The sequence below is a fragment of the Salinisphaera shabanensis E1L3A genome, from assembly GCF_000215955.2.
In the GTDB taxonomy this organism is placed as follows: Bacteria; Pseudomonadota; Gammaproteobacteria; order Nevskiales; family Salinisphaeraceae; genus Salinisphaera; species Salinisphaera shabanensis.
The window spans coordinates 35,667-50,409 of sequence record NZ_AFNV02000016.1; the positions used below are offsets into that span (position 1 = coordinate 35,667).

14 protein-coding genes and 1 tRNA gene are annotated in these 14,743 nt (G+C 60.2%); all 15 read left to right on the plus strand.

Going from position 1 to position 14,743, the window contains the following annotated elements; translation table 11 throughout:
* Position 1: 1 nt before the first annotated feature.
* The 15 genes from SSPSH_RS11135 to pnp all read left to right on the plus strand — a co-directional run bounded on the left by SSPSH_RS11135 (position 2) and on the right by pnp (position 14,297).
* Positions 2-811 carry a Na(+)-translocating NADH-quinone reductase subunit C gene (locus tag SSPSH_RS11135; RefSeq protein ID WP_006913454.1) on the plus strand — a complete coding sequence of 270 codons (810 nt, stop codon included), beginning with the start codon at positions 2-4 and terminating at the stop codon, positions 809-811.
* A gap of 2 nt (positions 812-813) precedes the next feature.
* Positions 814-1,479, plus strand: a complete 666-nt coding sequence (locus SSPSH_RS11140; protein WP_021031708.1) for an NADH:ubiquinone reductase (Na(+)-transporting) subunit D — start codon at positions 814-816, stop codon at positions 1,477-1,479.
* 24 nt (positions 1,480-1,503) lie between these two features.
* Positions 1,504-2,112: an NADH:ubiquinone reductase (Na(+)-transporting) subunit E gene (nqrE, locus tag SSPSH_RS11145; protein WP_006913456.1), complete on the plus strand. Its 609-nt coding sequence runs from the start codon at positions 1,504-1,506 to the stop codon at positions 2,110-2,112.
* 28 nt (positions 2,113-2,140) lie between these two features.
* Positions 2,141-3,370, plus strand: a complete 1,230-nt coding sequence (gene nqrF / locus SSPSH_RS11150) for an NADH:ubiquinone reductase (Na(+)-transporting) subunit F (RefSeq protein WP_006913457.1) — start codon at positions 2,141-2,143, stop codon at positions 3,368-3,370.
* 132 nt (positions 3,371-3,502) lie between these two features.
* Positions 3,503-4,585: an FAD:protein FMN transferase gene (locus tag SSPSH_RS11155; RefSeq protein WP_006913458.1), complete on the plus strand. Its 1,083-nt coding sequence runs from the start codon at positions 3,503-3,505 to the stop codon at positions 4,583-4,585.
* Positions 4,582-4,770, plus strand: a complete 189-nt coding sequence (locus tag SSPSH_RS11160; protein ID WP_006913459.1) for a hypothetical protein — start codon at positions 4,582-4,584, stop codon at positions 4,768-4,770. The genes SSPSH_RS11155 and SSPSH_RS11160 overlap by 4 nt, the downstream gene beginning before the upstream one ends.
* Complete coding sequence (locus tag SSPSH_RS11165; protein ID WP_006913460.1) at positions 4,770-5,168, plus strand: CBS domain-containing protein; 399 nt, start codon at positions 4,770-4,772, stop codon at positions 5,166-5,168. The genes SSPSH_RS11160 and SSPSH_RS11165 overlap by 1 nt, the downstream gene beginning before the upstream one ends.
* Before the next feature lie 111 nt (positions 5,169-5,279).
* Positions 5,280-5,356: transfer RNA gene (locus SSPSH_RS11170), tRNA-Met, on the plus strand.
* Between the two features lie 53 nt (positions 5,357-5,409).
* The gene (rimP, locus tag SSPSH_RS11175; protein ID WP_040608023.1) at positions 5,410-5,862 is read left to right on the plus strand and encodes a ribosome maturation factor RimP; all 453 of its coding nucleotides are present in this window, start codon (positions 5,410-5,412) and stop codon (positions 5,860-5,862) included.
* A 60-nt stretch (positions 5,863-5,922) separates the two neighbouring features.
* Positions 5,923-7,446, plus strand: a complete 1,524-nt coding sequence (gene nusA / locus SSPSH_RS11180) for a transcription termination factor NusA (protein ID WP_006913462.1) — start codon at positions 5,923-5,925, stop codon at positions 7,444-7,446.
* A 69-nt stretch (positions 7,447-7,515) separates the two neighbouring features.
* Complete coding sequence (gene infB / locus SSPSH_RS11185) at positions 7,516-10,176, plus strand: translation initiation factor IF-2 (protein WP_006913463.1); 2,661 nt, start codon at positions 7,516-7,518, stop codon at positions 10,174-10,176.
* A gap of 27 nt (positions 10,177-10,203) precedes the next feature.
* On the plus strand, positions 10,204-10,635 hold the full coding sequence (gene rbfA, locus SSPSH_RS11190; RefSeq protein WP_006913464.1) for a 30S ribosome-binding factor RbfA: 432 nt from the start codon (positions 10,204-10,206) through the stop codon (positions 10,633-10,635).
* Positions 10,622-11,545 carry a tRNA pseudouridine(55) synthase TruB gene (gene truB / locus SSPSH_RS11195; RefSeq protein WP_006913465.1) on the plus strand — a complete coding sequence of 308 codons (924 nt, stop codon included), beginning with the start codon at positions 10,622-10,624 and terminating at the stop codon, positions 11,543-11,545. The genes rbfA and truB overlap by 14 nt, the downstream gene beginning before the upstream one ends.
* A 260-nt stretch (positions 11,546-11,805) precedes the next feature.
* The gene (rpsO, locus tag SSPSH_RS11200) at positions 11,806-12,075 is read left to right on the plus strand and encodes a 30S ribosomal protein S15 (RefSeq protein ID WP_006913466.1); all 270 of its coding nucleotides are present in this window, start codon (positions 11,806-11,808) and stop codon (positions 12,073-12,075) included.
* A gap of 89 nt (positions 12,076-12,164) precedes the next feature.
* Positions 12,165-14,297: a polyribonucleotide nucleotidyltransferase gene (pnp, locus tag SSPSH_RS11205; RefSeq protein WP_006913467.1), complete on the plus strand. Its 2,133-nt coding sequence runs from the start codon at positions 12,165-12,167 to the stop codon at positions 14,295-14,297.
* The last annotated feature ends 446 nt before the right edge of the window (positions 14,298-14,743 follow it).

Genomic DNA, 14,743 nt, shown 5'->3' on the forward strand with positions numbered 1-14,743 from the left:
CATGGTTGGTATCGTCGGTTTTTCGCGTGATGGCGTCGGTTATGTCGTCGTAGTCGCCCTCGCGGTGTGTCTGGTGTGTTCGGTGCTGGTCGCCTCCGCAGCGACGTTCCTCAAGCCCATGCAGACAGTCAACGCCAAGGCAGATCGTCGTAGTAATATTCTTGAAGTCGCGGGCCTGCCCAGCGGCCCGGACGTCGACGTAAATCAGGTCTTCAAGGATCGCATCGAGGCGCGTGTCGTCGATCTGTCGACCGGCGACTATGCGACGGATATGGAATCCGCGGAGTTTGACCAGCGGCGCGCGGCGTCCGATCCGGATACCAGTATCAAGATCCCGCGTTCGCAGGACATTGCCGATATCAAGCAACGCTCGAAATACGCCGAGGTTTACCTGGTGAATGACGAGCAGGGTAATCTCAAGACGATCGTGCTGCCGATTCACGGTTACGGCTTGTGGTCGACGATGTACGGCTTTCTTGCGCTCAAGCCGGATGCAAACACGGTCGAAGGCATCAAGTATTATGAGCAGGGCGAGACGCCCGGGCTCGGCGCAGAGGTCGAGAACCCGCGCTGGCGCGCCAAGTGGGACGGCAAGAAAGTCTACGATGGAAATGGCGACGTCGAGCTGAGTGTGATCAAGGGCAGCGTTGGCAAGGGCACGCCGAATGCCGAGTACAAGGTGGACGGCCTGTCCGGCGCAACCCTGACCAGCCGCGGCGTATCGAATACGATCCACTACTGGTTGGGCGAAAACGGTTTCGAGCCGTTCCTCGACAAGATTCGCAGCGGCAAGCTGTCGGCGGAGGGATAGACATGGCACAGAGTCAGGCAATGAAGGTGTTGACCGAGCCGTTGGTCAACAACAACCCGATTGCGCTGCAAATCCTGGGTATCTGTAGTGCGCTTGCCGTAACCAACCAGGTCGCGACCGCGCTGCTCATGTCTGTCGCGCTTACTGCGGTCACGGCCTGCTCGAATTTTTCGATCAGCCTGATTCGCAATCATATTCCGTCGAGTATCCGCATCATCGTGCAGATGACCATCATCGCCTCGCTGGTGATCGTGGTGGATCAGTTGCTCAAGGCTTTTGCCTACGACCTGGCCAAGTCGATGTCGGTTTTCGTGGGTCTGATCATTACCAACTGCATCGTCATGGGCCGAGCGGAAGCGTTCGCCATGAAGGAACCACCGGGACTGGCATTTCTGGACGGCATCGGTAATGGCCTCGGCTACAGTTTGATTCTTCTGCTCGTCGCCACGATTCGCGAGCTGTTCGGCTCGGGTTCCCTGCTGGGTTATCAGATCCTGCCGCTGGCGAGCGCAGGCGGTTGGTATGTGCCGCTGGGTATCATGCTGTTGCCGCCGAGTGCCTTCTTCATTATCGGCTTTCTGATCTGGGGTCTGCGCAGCTGGAAACCGGAGCAGAACGAGGAAGCGGATTATCAGATCCACCAGGTGCACCGCACCGAAGTCGTTTAGCGGCGGACCGACGAGGCGTACGACGTGGAAAACTATCTCAGTATTCTGATCAAATCGGTCTTTATCGAGAATCTGGCGCTGGCCTTCTTTCTCGGTATGTGCACCTTCCTGGCGCTGTCGAAGAAGATCTCGACCGCGATCGGTCTCGGCGTGGCGGTGATTGTCGTGCAGGGCCTGACCGTGCCGGTCAACAACCTGATTTATCAGCATTTGCTCAAGGAAGGCGCGCTTGCGTGGGCCGGTTTGCCGAATGCGGATCTGAGTTTTCTCGGCCTGATCAGCTATATCGGCGTGATCGCAGCGATCGTGCAGATTCTGGAGATGTTTCTCGACCGGTTCGTGCCCGCGCTCTATGCAGCGCTGGGTATTTTCCTGCCGTTGATTACGGTTAACTGCGCGATCATGGGTGGCTCGCTGTTCATGGTCGAGCGTGACTATGGGTTTGGCGAAAGCGTGACTTATGGTCTGGGCAGCGGTATTGGTTGGGCGTTGGCAATCGCAGCGCTGGCCGGGGTGCGTGAGAAGCTCAAGTATTCGGACGTGCCGGACGGTCTTCAGGGGCTGGGCATCACGTTCATCACCGTAGGTCTGATGTCGCTCGGCTTCATGGCCTTTTCCGGTATCCAGCTCTAACACGCGACTTCGGGGAACGTGAGAACTCATGGGTGAAGTAGCGCAAATCAGTCTCGGCGTCGGTGTGTTCACCGGCGTCGTTTTATTTCTCGTTGCGGTGATTTTGTTGGCCAAGTCGCGCCTCGTGGCGAGCGGCAACGTCAATATCGAAATCAACGGCGAAAAAACCATCAAGGCGGCGGTCGGCACCAAGTTGCTGGGCGCGCTGGCCGACTCGAAGCTATATGTCTCTTCTGCCTGCGGCGGTGGCGGCACCTGTGCGCAGTGTCGTGTGAAAGTGCTCGAAGGCGGTGGCGCGATTCTTCCCACTGAAGAAAGCCATATCAACAAGCGCGAAGCGCGCGAGGGTGATCGTCTTTCCTGTCAGGTCACCGTCAAGCAGGACATGAAGATCAAGGTCCCGGAGGAAGTCTTCGGGGTCAAGCAGTGGAAGTGCAAGGTACGTTCCAACGACAACGTCGCAACCTTCATCAAGGAGCTTGTCCTGGAGCTGCCGGAAGGCGAGCACGTGAATTTCCGCGCCGGCGGCTATATACAGATCACCTGTCCGCCGCATGAAGTCGCCTACAAGGACTTCGTCATCGACGAGCGTTTCCATGAAGATTGGGATACGCACAATCTCTGGCGCTACGTCTCGAAAGTCGACGAAACGGTCACCCGTGCCTATTCGATGGCGAACTATCCGGAAGAAGAGGGCATCATCATGCTCAACGTCCGGATCGCGACGCCACCGCCGCGTAATCCGGATGTCAAACCCGGCGAGATGAGCTCGTACATTTTCAGCCTCAAGCCGGGCGACGAAGTGCTCATCTCGGGGCCGTTCGGCGAATTCTTCGCCAAGGACACCGACGCGGAAATGGTGTTCGTGGGCGGCGGTGCCGGTATGGCGCCCATGCGCTCACACATCTTCGACCAGCTCGGCCGGATCAAGACGGACCGAAAGATGTCGTTCTGGTACGGCGCGCGCTCCAAGCGCGAAATGTTCTATGTAAACGATTTCGATACGCTCGCCGAAGAGAACGACAACTTCACCTGGACTGTGGCGCTCTCCGATGCCAAGGAAGAGGATGAATGGACTGGCGAAACCGGGTTTATCCATAACGTGCTTTACGATCGCTATCTAAAGGATCATCCCGCGCCGGAAGATTGTGAATATTATCTTTGCGGCCCGCCGATAATGAACGCGTCGGTCATCAGCATGCTCGAGGATCTGGGCGTCGAACCCGAGAATATTATGCTGGACGATTTCGGAGGCTAGTACTCGCGTCACGAGTCGTCTCCTATTTGACCCTGCGTTTGGCTTCGTCAGCGCGGGGTTTTTTGTTAAGCGCGCATAATCGGCATGGCTGAGCGCAGCCGAGTACGCGGCCGCTAACGCTCAGGAAGAGATATGAACGCTATTTTTCGTCATGTGAGCGCTGAAAGGCATATCGCGTCTCGACGCGGTGCGCGGCGGTGGTTGGTCGTCGTGCTCGTGCTGGTTCTGACGGTGAGCGGCTGTAGCGGCGAGCAGCGCGAGCCGGTACGGGTTAGCGGGCCAGCTCAGGGCACCACTTACAGCGTGACGGTGATGAATCCGCCGGGCGATCTTGACCGTGCACGGTTGAAAGCCGCGATGGACGAGCTCATAGCCAAAGTCGATGAGCAGATGTCGACCTGGCGTGATGACTCGCAGATCACGCGTTTCAATGCGGCGTCGTCCGGTGAATGGGTCCCGGTATCGCCGGAACTTGCGCATTTGACTGCGCGCGCGCTAGCGCTCGGCCGAGAAACCGGCGGTGCGTTCGACGTTACGCTGGGTCCGATTCTCAAGGTCTGGGGGTTTGGCGCCGGTGCCAATGAGCCGGATCATCTGCCGAACGCCGATGAGCTCGCCGCCGCGCGCGAAAACACGGGTATCGGCCTGGTCGAAGTCCGAGACCAGCCGCCGGCACTGCGCAAGCGCTCGCCGGATGTGACTCTTGACCTTGCAGGTCTGGCTCAGGGCTATACGGTGGACTTGTTGTCCGACCGGCTCGATGCGCTCGGGGCGAAGCGGTATCTGGTCGAATTGGGCGGTGAACTTTATGCCAAGGGCAACAAACATGGCCGCTCCCCGTGGCGAATCGGTGTAGAAAAACCCAAGGCGGGTACCCGCGAGATCGAGCGCGTTGTGGGGTTGGCAGATGCGGGGATGACCACGTCGGGCGATTACCGCGATTATTTCGAGCTCGACGGTCGCCGCTTCTCTCATACCATTGACCCACGCACCGGGCGGCCAGTCGCACATGATCTGCGCGCGGTGACCGTGATCGCCAAGGACGCGTTGATGGCGGATGCCATGGCGACGGCGTTGCTGGTTATGGGGCCTCAGGCAGGATTGGACTACGCAAATACGCACGATATCGCGGCGCTGTTCGTGAGCGGCAACGCGCCCGCGTATACTGAAACGTACTCAACAGCGTTCGAACCCTATATCGAGGAATCGGAATGACACAGTTACTGATACTCACGCTCGTCGCATTCGGTGTGATGTCCTTGGTGGTCGCAGGCATGGCCGTCGGCGTCATAGTCACCGGGCGCGAGATCAAAGGCAGCTGCGGCGGTGTAGGCGGCGGTGATTGTGCTTGTAGCAAAGGCGGTAATTGCCCGACCTCCGACAAGGCGCAGTCGCACTGATGTCGGCGCCATCGCTGCTTATCAAAGACCACATGCGCGAGGTCATGGTGACTTTTCGCCCCGACACCGATGTCTTGCGTGCGGTGCATTTGTTGCTGGAGAACGGCGTGTCGGGCGCGCCGGTGACGGATCGGCTGGGCAATATCGTTGGCTTTCTTTCGGAGAAGGATGTCATGGGGATCGCGCTCGAGGCGGGCTATTACGCGGATACCGCGGGCACGATTGACCGACTGATGTCGAAAAAAATCGTGACAGTCGATGCAGAAGATAGTATTGTGCAGGCCGCTCGGATATTCCGGGACTCGTCGATGAAGACGCTGCCGGTGATGCTTAATGGACGCCTCGCCGGAATGCTGACTCGTCGTGACGTGCTCCGGGCATTCGAACGCCAGCGCTAGTCGGGCGGTGTAATCAGTTACTCGTTCGACGGCCGGTTTTGTAGAAGCTGTATTGGCGAATCAGGCCCTTGCATTATTAAGGCCAAGTCATTATAGTTTCGCGCCATCGGGTGCGGGGTGGAGCAGTCTGGCAGCTCGTCGGGCTCATAACCCGAAGGTCGCAGGTTCGAATCCTGCCCCCGCTACCACATCTTGGTTGGATTAAAAGCCCCCGATGCGGGGCTTTTTTTATTGGCGCTTTATGTCGCAACGTCTTCACGAACTGCTCGAACCGATCATTAACGATTTAGGTTACGAGCTCTGGCATCTCGAATCCGTAGGTGCAGGGCGTAGCCGTGTGCTGCGGGTGTATATCGATTCACCTGCCGGTATCGCGCTTGAAGACTGCGAGGCAGTAAGCCACGAAGTAAGCGCGGCCCTCGACGTCGAAGACGAGGGCAATGGTCAGTATCAGCTGGAAGTGTCGTCCCCGGGACTGGATCGGCCGCTGGTTACAGGCGAACATTTTCGCCGGTTTATTGGCGAACGCGCCCGCGTGAACATGTTCGCGCCGGTGGCTGGCCAGCGGAAATTCCGCGGCACGATACTCGCCGTGAATGGCGATATGGTTGATTTGGGCTGTGACGACCAGACATACAGCCTCGCGACAGGTGACATGGCGAAAGCCCGGCTGGATCCCGTTTTTGAAGAATAGAGTCCTAGTCGAGACGGTTTTGCCGGTCAAACGCAACACGAACGATTTCGGGTGGCAGCGATGAACAAGAATGTCCTATTGGTCGCCGAGGCGGTTTCTAACGAGAAAGGCGTCGATCGCGAGATCATTTTCGAAGCGATCGAAGCGGCACTGGCCTCGGCGACACGCAAGAAGCATGGCGGCGAGATCGCTGTGCGGGTCGCGGTCGACCGCAAGACCGGCCACTACGAAACCTTTCGCCGCTGGCAGGTGATCGAGCCCGGCGCTGAAGGCGAAGACGGCGAACCGGTTTTCATCGAAGAGCCGGATCGTGAGATCTCTCTCGAAGCAGCGCGCGAGAATAACCCCGATATCCAGTCTGGCGATTTCATTGAAGAGCCGATGGAGTCGGTAGAGTTCGGCCGCATTGCGGCGCAGGCGGCCAAGCAGGTTATCGTGCAGAAAGTGCGCGAAGCCGAGCGCGCCCAGATCGTCGATCAGTACAAGCACCGCGTCGGTGAATTGATCACGGGTCTGGTTAAGCGCATGGAACGTGGCGCCGTGATTCTCGATCTCGGTGGCAACGCCGAGGCCATCATTCCGCGAGATCAGATGATCCCGCGTGAGCCCACGCGCCCCGGCGACCGTGTTCGTGGTTATCTCTACGATGTACGCCCCGAGCAGCGTGGCCCTCAGCTGTTCGTTTCGCGGACCAAGCCTGAGTTTCTGCTCGAGTTGTTCAAGCTGGAAGTGCCGGAAGTCGGCCAGGGGCTTATCGAATTGCGCGGCGCCGCGCGCGACCCGGGCCTTCGCGCAAAGATTTCCGTGCTCGCCAAGGACCGCCGGATCGATCCGGTAGGGGCCTGTGTCGGCATGCGCGGTTCGCGCGTGCAGAGCGTGTCGAACGAACTCGCGGGCGAGCGTATCGATATCATCATGTGGAACGAAAACCCGGCACAGTTCGTGATTAATGCGATGGCGCCGGCCGAAGTCGAGTCGATCGTGCTCGATGAAGATTCGAGCAGCATGGATCTGGCGGTTGCCGAGGACGTGCTCGCCAAGGCGATCGGCCGCGGCGGCCAGAATATTCGTCTGGCCTCTGAACTCACGGGCTGGAAGCTTAACGTGATGACGGTCGAAGATGCCGACGCCAAGAGTGAAGCCGAAGGCGAGGCGCTGCAGGCCATGTTCCGTGACCAGTTGGATGTCGACGATGAAGTTGCCGTCATCCTGGTACAGGAAGGCTTTACCACGACCGAAGAAATCGCCTACGTCCCGCTCGACGAACTCGCCGAGATTGAAGAGTTCGACGAGGATATCGTGGAAGAGCTTCGTAATCGCGCCCGCGATTATCTGCTCTCGAAGGCGATTTCGAGCGTCGAAGGCGGTGCGGAACCCGAAGACGATCTGTACGAAGTCGATGGGGTCGATGAGGAACTCGCCTCTCGGCTTGCAGAAAACGGTATCCTCTCGCGCGACGATCTGGCCGAACTGGGCGCAGATGAACTCGTCGAGATGGTCGAAATGGATGAGGCAGAAGCCGGCAAGCTGATCATGGCTGCGCGGGCGCACTGGTTTGCTGACGAGCAGGCCGACGCCGAATAGAATTGTCCTGAACAAACGGACGCCCGGCGCGGCAACGCACCAGCGCGGGCTCCATGGAGTAAGCAGAATATGGCGCAAACGACAGTCAAACAGCTGGCATCGGAAGTCGGTATTCCGGTGGAGCGACTGATCACGCGCTTGGCCGAAGCCGGTGTCTCCGCTTCTACGGAGAGCGACGGCATCAGCGACGACGACAAGCTCAAGTTGCTGCGGCATCTTCGTGATAGCGGCGGCGCATCTCGGTCGGGCGGCAAGCTCGGTACCCGTAAAAGCGGTGTGTCAACACGTCGCCGCTCCACGTCAGAGCTGAAAGTGAATACGGGCCGCGGCGCAACGTCCGGCCGGACGGTGAGCGTCGAAGTGCGCAAACGTCGCACCTACACCAACCGCCAGCAGGAGGAGGCGCAGCCTGAAGCCGAGCCCGAACAGCCGGCCCAGCCGCCGCAGCCGGATCCCGAGCAGCAGGCGCGGGCCGAGGCTGAAAAGGCAGAGCAGGATCGCGTCGCTCAGGAAGCGGCCGAACAGGCGCGTGTCGAAGAAGCCAAGCGTGCAGAGGCCGAGGCTGCAGCCCAGCGCGAGCAGGAAGAAGTACTGCGCCAGCAAGCCGAGGAACGCGCCAAGCGCGAAGCCGAGATCAATGCGCAGCGTGAGGCGAAAGAAAAAGCCGATCGTGAAGCGCTCGATAAAGAGCGTGCCAAGCGCACGGTCAAGGTGGACGACGCGCGTTCGCGTGCTCAGGAAAACCTGCGTCGTGCCGCCGAGAACCACGGCCGCACGCAGGAAGATGTGGATCGCGAGAAAAATCGCGGCAAGCGCAAGGAGCTCCACGTCGCCGAAGGCAAGGAAGGCCGTCGCAAGAGCAAGAAGAAGCGCGTTACGCGTAGCAGTAGCAAGGTCAATGTCGCGACCGACCACGGTTTCGAGCGTCCGACTGCACCTGTCGTACGCGACGTCGAGATTCCGGAGCTCATCACCGTGGCCGAATTGGCTCAGCGCATGGCCGTCAAAGGCGGTGATCTGCTCAAGCGGATGATGAAGCTGGGTGTGATGGCCACCATCAACCAGACCGTCGATCAGGATACGGCACATCTTCTGGTCGAGGAGATGGGCCACAATCCCAAGCCGGTCAAGTCGGAAACGGCGGAAGAAACGCTGATCGACGAAGTGCGCGCCGAGGAAAACGAAGTCGAAGGCGTGTCGCGTGCCCCGGTGGTGACCATCATGGGCCACGTCGACCACGGCAAGACATCGCTGCTCGACTATATTCGTCGCACCAAGGTACAGGCCGGTGAAGCGGGTGGTATCACCCAGCATATCGGCGCCTACCATGTGAAGCACGACAAAGGCGCGATTACCTTCATCGATACCCCGGGCCATGCCGCGTTTACCCGCATGCGTGCCCGTGGCGCCGAAATCACCGATATCGCGATTCTTATCGTGGCTGCGGATGACGGTGTGATGCCGCAAACGAAGGAATCGATTCAGCACGCGCGCGCCGCGGGCGTGCCGATGGTGGTCGCGGTCACCAAGATGGACGTACAGGCCGCGGATATCGACAAGGTGAAAAGCGGCTTGTCGGCCGAAGACATCATTCCGGAAGATTGGGGCGGCGACACCATGGTCTTGCCGGTGTCCTCGCATACCGGTGAAGGTATCGACGATCTGCTGGACGCCATTCTGCTCCAGGCCGAAGTGGCCGAGTTCAAGGCGCCGATCGACGTGCCGGCCCGCGGTACGGTGATCGAATCCAGCCTCGAGAAGGGGCGTGGACCGGTCGCGACGATTCTGGTCAAGGCCGGTACGCTCAAGCGCGGCGACGCCATTCTGGCCGGCCCGCATTTCGGGCGTGTGCGCGCCATGTTCAACGAACTGGGCGAGCAGGTGAAATCGGCTGGCCCGTCGATTCCGGTCGAGGTGCTCGGCTTGTCCGGCACGCCGGAAGCCGGCGATGACGCCTTCGTGGTGGCCAACGAGAAGCGCGCCAAGGAAATCGCCAGTCAACGCGACGAACGCGAACGCGAGAACAAGCTCGCCCAGCAGCAGGCCGCACGTCTGGAAGAGGTGTTCTCGGCGATCGGCGAAAACGGCCCGTCGGAAACGAAGGATCTGAATCTGCTCATCAAGGGCGACGTGCAGGGCAGTGTGGAAGCGCTGGTCGAGTCGCTCGGCAAGATCCCCTCGGAAGAGGTCAAGATCCGCATCATTTCCAGCGGTGTAGGCGGCATCAGCGAGTCCGATGTCGAGCTGTCGCTGGCGTCGAAGGCGATTATCATCGGCTTCAACGTCCGTGCCGACGCCAAAGCGCGCAAGGTTATCCAGGAATCGGGTGTGGACGTGCGTTATTACAGCGTCATCTACGAAGCGATCCAGGACGTGACCGACGCGGTCAGCGGCCTGCTGGGTACGGAAGTACGCGAAGAGATCATTGGTTTGGCCGAAGTGCGCGATGTGTTCCGGTCGTCCAAGCTCGGCGCGATTGCCGGTTGTCTGGTGGCCGACGGCAACGTCGTGCGCGGCCAGCCGATTCGCGTGCTGCGTGACAACGTCGTGGTCTATGAAGGCGAGCTGGAGTCGCTGCGTCGTCACAAGGACGACGTCAACCGCGTGCCGGCCGGCACCGAGTGCGGTATTGGTGTCAAGAACTACAACGACATCAAACCGGGCGACCAGATCGAAGTCTACGAGCGTACGGAAGTCCAGCGCGCCGTGCAGACGGCCGAGCCGGCTTAAGCCGGCTCGGATACGGATACAGCGGATATGGCACGCGAGTTTTCTCGTAAGCATCGGGTCGCCGAGGAGCTCAAGCGCGAACTCGGGATTCTGATCACCACTGAGGTCAAGGATCCACGGGTTCGGCTGGTGGCGATTACCTCGGTGGAAGTGTCGGCTGACCTGGCCTATGCCAAGGTTTATGTCGGCAGTTTCGATGTAACGGCACCGCCGGAAGAGTCGAACAAGGCCATCGAAGGGCTCAATGCCGCGCGCGGCTTTCTCAAGCGTGCGCTCGGCAAACGGCTGCGTCTGCGTGTGATGCCCGAACTGCGCTTTATCGAAGACACCACCGAACGCGATGCCCAGCGTATGCGCGAGGTGATCAATTCGGCCGTTGCAGAAGATCGCCGTCACGGTGATCCGTTGGCCGACGACGATAACGCGGCCGACGATAGCGAGGCACATGGGCCGTCGTAAGCGCGGTCAGGATATCGACGGGGTCGTACTGCTCGACAAGCCCGTCGGGTGTTCATCGAATACTGCGCTGCAACGCGTGCGACGCGCCTTCGATGCCCGCAAAGCCGGGCATACGGGTAGTCTCGACCCGTTGGCGAGTGGGCTTCTGCCTGTTTGTCTGGGGGAGGCCACCAAGGTTTCCTCCTATCTGCTGGCGGCGGACAAGACCTATCGGGTTACGGCGCTACATGGCACGCAGACCGCCACGGGCGACCGCGAGGGCGATGTGGTGGCACGCAGCGACGTGCCCATGCCCGACCGGGGCGCGCTGGAAGCGATACTGAGCGGGTTTCTCGGCCCTCAGCAGCAGATCCCGCCGATGTATTCGGCGCTCAAGAAGGATGGCAAGCGCCTCTACGAGCATGCGCGCGCCGGTGAAACCGTCGAACGCGAGCCCCGAGATATCACCGTGTACGAGATTCGGCTCATGGCTTGTGACGCCGAGACCTTTACGCTCGAAACGCGCGTATCGAGCGGAACCTATATACGAACGCTGGTCGAGGACATCGCCGCGGCCTGGGGCAGCGTCGCCCATGTCGGCACACTCCATCGCACGGCCATCGGCCGGCTGGGCGCCGAGCTGGGTATGACGCCGCTTGCCGATATCGAGGCCCGCGCGGCCGATAGCGGAGCGTTGGACGAATGGCTGCTGCCGCTTTCAGTGGCGGTTGCGGACTGGCCGAAAGTCGTGCTTGATCAAACGCGTGCGGCCGCCATGAACCACGGCCGCGCAGTCGATTGTCCGAGCGATACGGCGAATTCCGAAACCCTCTGTATCGAAGACGAGGCCGGCCAAATGCTTGGCCTTGGGTATATCGATGAGAGCGGGATGCTGGCCCCGAAGCGGCTGTTTGCGCGTCCGCAACGGTAATGGCACGACATCTTGCGGATACGCCGGCGTGAGCCGTGCTTCATTCGTCGAAACTGTGTTGTACAGTGCGGCGACAAGCCGCTAGAATATGTGCCTCGCGGCACAGGCGGCTGCTGCCCGGTGAATGGATTGCACGGGCTTTTTCCAAACCGTTGAGTGGGGATGAGAGCGAACGGCTCGCCCCGGTTTTGCTGTTTGGAAAAGGCCGGGCTTTCCAGCTGGGCGGGGCTGCGGTGTTTGTATTGTGATTTGGAGTAATTATGGCCCTGTCGACCGAAGAAAAAGCCGAAGTCATCAACAAGTATAGCCGTGGTACCGGCGATACCGGTTCCCCGGAAGTGCAGGTTGCGCTGCTGACGACCCGTATCAGCCAGCTTGGCGATCACTTCAACGCCCATAAGGCCGATCATCATTCGCGTCGGGGCCTGCTCAAGATGGTTAACCAGCGCCGCAAACTGCTTGATTACATCAAGCGTCGCGACGCTTCGCGTTACAAAGCCTTGATTAGCGAGCTGGGTCTGCGTCGCTAAGCGCGATCATCAGCCCCAGCCAACGAAAGCGCCCCTCGGTGAAAGCCGAGCAGGGCGCTTTTTTGTTTGAAAGACACAGGATAATTCTAGTGAGCAACGTCACCGTAACCAGTAAACAGACTTTCCAGTTCGGCGAACATGCGGTCACCCTCGAAACGGGTGAGATCGCACGTCAGGCCGATGGCGCCGTCAAGGTGAGCATGGGCGACACCGTGGTGCTCGTCACCGCAGTCGGCAAGAAAGAAGCCGCGCCGAACGCCGCCTTCTTCCCGCTGACCGTCAACTATCAGGAACGCACCTACGCCGGCGGCAAGATCCCGGGCGGCTTCTTCAAACGTGAAGGTCGTCCCGGCGAAAAGGAGACGCTGACCTGTCGCCTGATCGACCGTCCGATCCGCCCGCTGTTCCCGAAAGGCTTCTATAACGAAGTCCAGATCGTGGCCACCGTGATGTCGGTCGACCCCGAAATTGATGCCGATATTCCGGCCATGATCGGCGCCTCGGCCGCGCTGAGTGTTGCCGGACTGCCCTTCGCCGGCCCGATCGGCGGCGCGCGCGTGGGCTATGCCAACGGCGAATACGTGCTCAACCCTAGCGCGACCCAGCTCAAGACCAGCGATCTGAACCTGGTCGTGGCCGGCACGTCGGACGCGGTACTGATGGTGGAATCGGAAGCCAAGGAGCTGTCCGAGGAAATCATGCTCGGCGCGGTCCTGTTCGGCCATGAACAGATCCAGGCCGCCATCCAGGCGATCGAAGCCATGGTCGCCGAAGTCGGCAAGCCGAAATGGGACTGGCAGGCACCGGCCAAGGACGAGTCCCTGGCCGAAGCCGTCGAGCGCGTGGCCAAGAACGACGTCGTTGAGGCCTATCAGATCGCCGACAAGCAGGAGCGCGGCGCGCGCCTGGGCGAGATCAAGGAAGCCGTGGTGGCCGAGTTGGCGGCCGCCGAAGGCGAAGAGGGCTGGAGTCGCGACGACGTGAAGGGCGCGCTGGGTGCCCTCGAGAAGACCACCGTGCGTTCGCGCATTCTCGAAGGTCAGCCGCGTATCGACGGGCGCGACACGCGCACTGTGCGTGCGCTGGATATCAAGACGGGGGTGCTGCCGCGTACCCACGGCTCGGCGCTGTTCACGCGTGGCGAAACGCAGGCGCTGGTTGTCACCACGCTCGGCACCGGCCGCGATGCGCAGATGATCGACGCCGTCGAAGGCAAGTACGACGATCCGTTCATGCTGCACTACAACTTCCCGCCCTACAGCGTGGGCGAAACCGGTTTCATGGGCAGCCCCAAGCGTCGTGAAATCGGCCACGGCAAGCTGGCCAAGCGCGCGATCATGGGCGTGTTGCCGGATCTGGAAAAGGAATTCCCCTACGTCATGCGCGTCGTGTCGGAAGTCACTGAATCCAACGGCTCCTCGTCCATGGCATCGGTGTGCGGCACCAGCCTTGCGCTGATGGACGCCGGTGTGCCGGTCAAGGCACCGGTTGCCGGTGTCGCCATGGGCCTGATCAAGGAAGGCGACAAATTCGCCGTTCTGACCGATATTCTCGGTGACGAAGATCATCTCGGCGACATGGACTTCAAGGTGGCCGGTTCCAACGACGGCATCACTGCCTTGCAGATGGATATCAAGATCGCCGGTATCACCCGCGAGATCATGGAAGCCGCGCTGGAGCAGGCCAAGGAAGGTCGGCTGCATATCCTCGAGGTCATGGGCCAGGCGATCGACAAGCCGCGCCAGGAAGTCTCCGAGTGGGCGCCGCGCATCTTCACGATCAAGATCGATTCCGACAAGATCCGCGACGTCATCGGCAAGGGCGGTGCCACGATCCGCTCGATCACCGAGGAAACCGGTGCTTCGATCGATATCGAGGATGACGGCACGATCCACGTCGCCGCCGTCGATAAATCGGCGGCCGACATGGCGATCAAGCGTATCGAAGACATTACCCGCGATATCGAAGCCGGCCAGGTCTATGAAGGCAAGGTCGTACGTATCGTCGACTTTGGTGCGTTCGTGAATCTGGTGCCGGGTCGTGACGGCCTCGTGCATATTTCGCAGATTGCCGATCATCGTGTCGAGAAGGTCAGCGACGAGCTCTCCGAAGGCCAGACCGTCAAGGTCAAGGTTCTGGAAGTCGACCGTCAGGGCCGTGTGCGCCTGTCGATGAAGGAACTGGCCGAGAAAGCGTCGGAAGAGCCCAGCGAAGAGGGCTGATTCGCTGTCGACCACGACAGCCGCTTGTGAAAGGGCGCCCTGCGGGGCGCCTTTTTTTTGGGCGCGGTACCGGCTTGAGCTATTACTCGAGAGACAGCAACAGGCGGTTAGCAGCGAACCTGCGTGCCAGGCCGCCTAACGTCAGGCCGTGCGGACCGAGTTGAGGGGGAACAAGCGTAAGAAGCCGTGTGATCTGCCTGGATCCCCTCGGCTGCGAACAAGCAGCTGATTATGGACACGTTGAATTTCGAACGGGACTAAAGCTGAGTGCGAAGAGTGACTTGCAGCGGAACTGCCGAACCTGAATTTATATAGCGCCCATAAAAAAGCCCCCTAGGGTAAGGGGGCAAGGTGCGAGAAAGGCCGTTAGGCCTTTCGGAGGAGATTCGGTATCAGCGTTTCCGCTGATGTTGCGTTGCAGTATACCCGGCCTACGACTTTAGTCA

Coding starts and splice junctions, on each gene's coding strand:
- SSPSH_RS11160 (WP_006913459.1), top strand. CDS start 4,582: ATGACACAGTTACTGATACTCACGCTCGTCGCATTCGGTGTGATGTCC.
- truB (WP_006913465.1), top strand. CDS start 10,622: ATGGGCCGTCGTAAGCGCGGTCAGGATATCGACGGGGTCGTACTGCTC.
- SSPSH_RS11140 (WP_021031708.1), top strand. CDS start 814: ATGGCACAGAGTCAGGCAATGAAGGTGTTGACCGAGCCGTTGGTCAAC.
- infB (WP_006913463.1), top strand. CDS start 7,516: ATGGCGCAAACGACAGTCAAACAGCTGGCATCGGAAGTCGGTATTCCG.
- rbfA (WP_006913464.1), top strand. CDS start 10,204: ATGGCACGCGAGTTTTCTCGTAAGCATCGGGTCGCCGAGGAGCTCAAG.
- SSPSH_RS11135 (WP_006913454.1), top strand. CDS start 2: ATGGTTGGTATCGTCGGTTTTTCGCGTGATGGCGTCGGTTATGTCGTC.
- rpsO (WP_006913466.1), top strand. CDS start 11,806: ATGGCCCTGTCGACCGAAGAAAAAGCCGAAGTCATCAACAAGTATAGC.
- nusA (WP_006913462.1), top strand. CDS start 5,923: ATGAACAAGAATGTCCTATTGGTCGCCGAGGCGGTTTCTAACGAGAAA.
- rimP (WP_040608023.1), top strand. CDS start 5,410: ATGTCGCAACGTCTTCACGAACTGCTCGAACCGATCATTAACGATTTA.
- nqrF (WP_006913457.1), top strand. CDS start 2,141: ATGGGTGAAGTAGCGCAAATCAGTCTCGGCGTCGGTGTGTTCACCGGC.
- SSPSH_RS11165 (WP_006913460.1), top strand. CDS start 4,770: ATGTCGGCGCCATCGCTGCTTATCAAAGACCACATGCGCGAGGTCATG.
- SSPSH_RS11155 (WP_006913458.1), top strand. CDS start 3,503: ATGAACGCTATTTTTCGTCATGTGAGCGCTGAAAGGCATATCGCGTCT.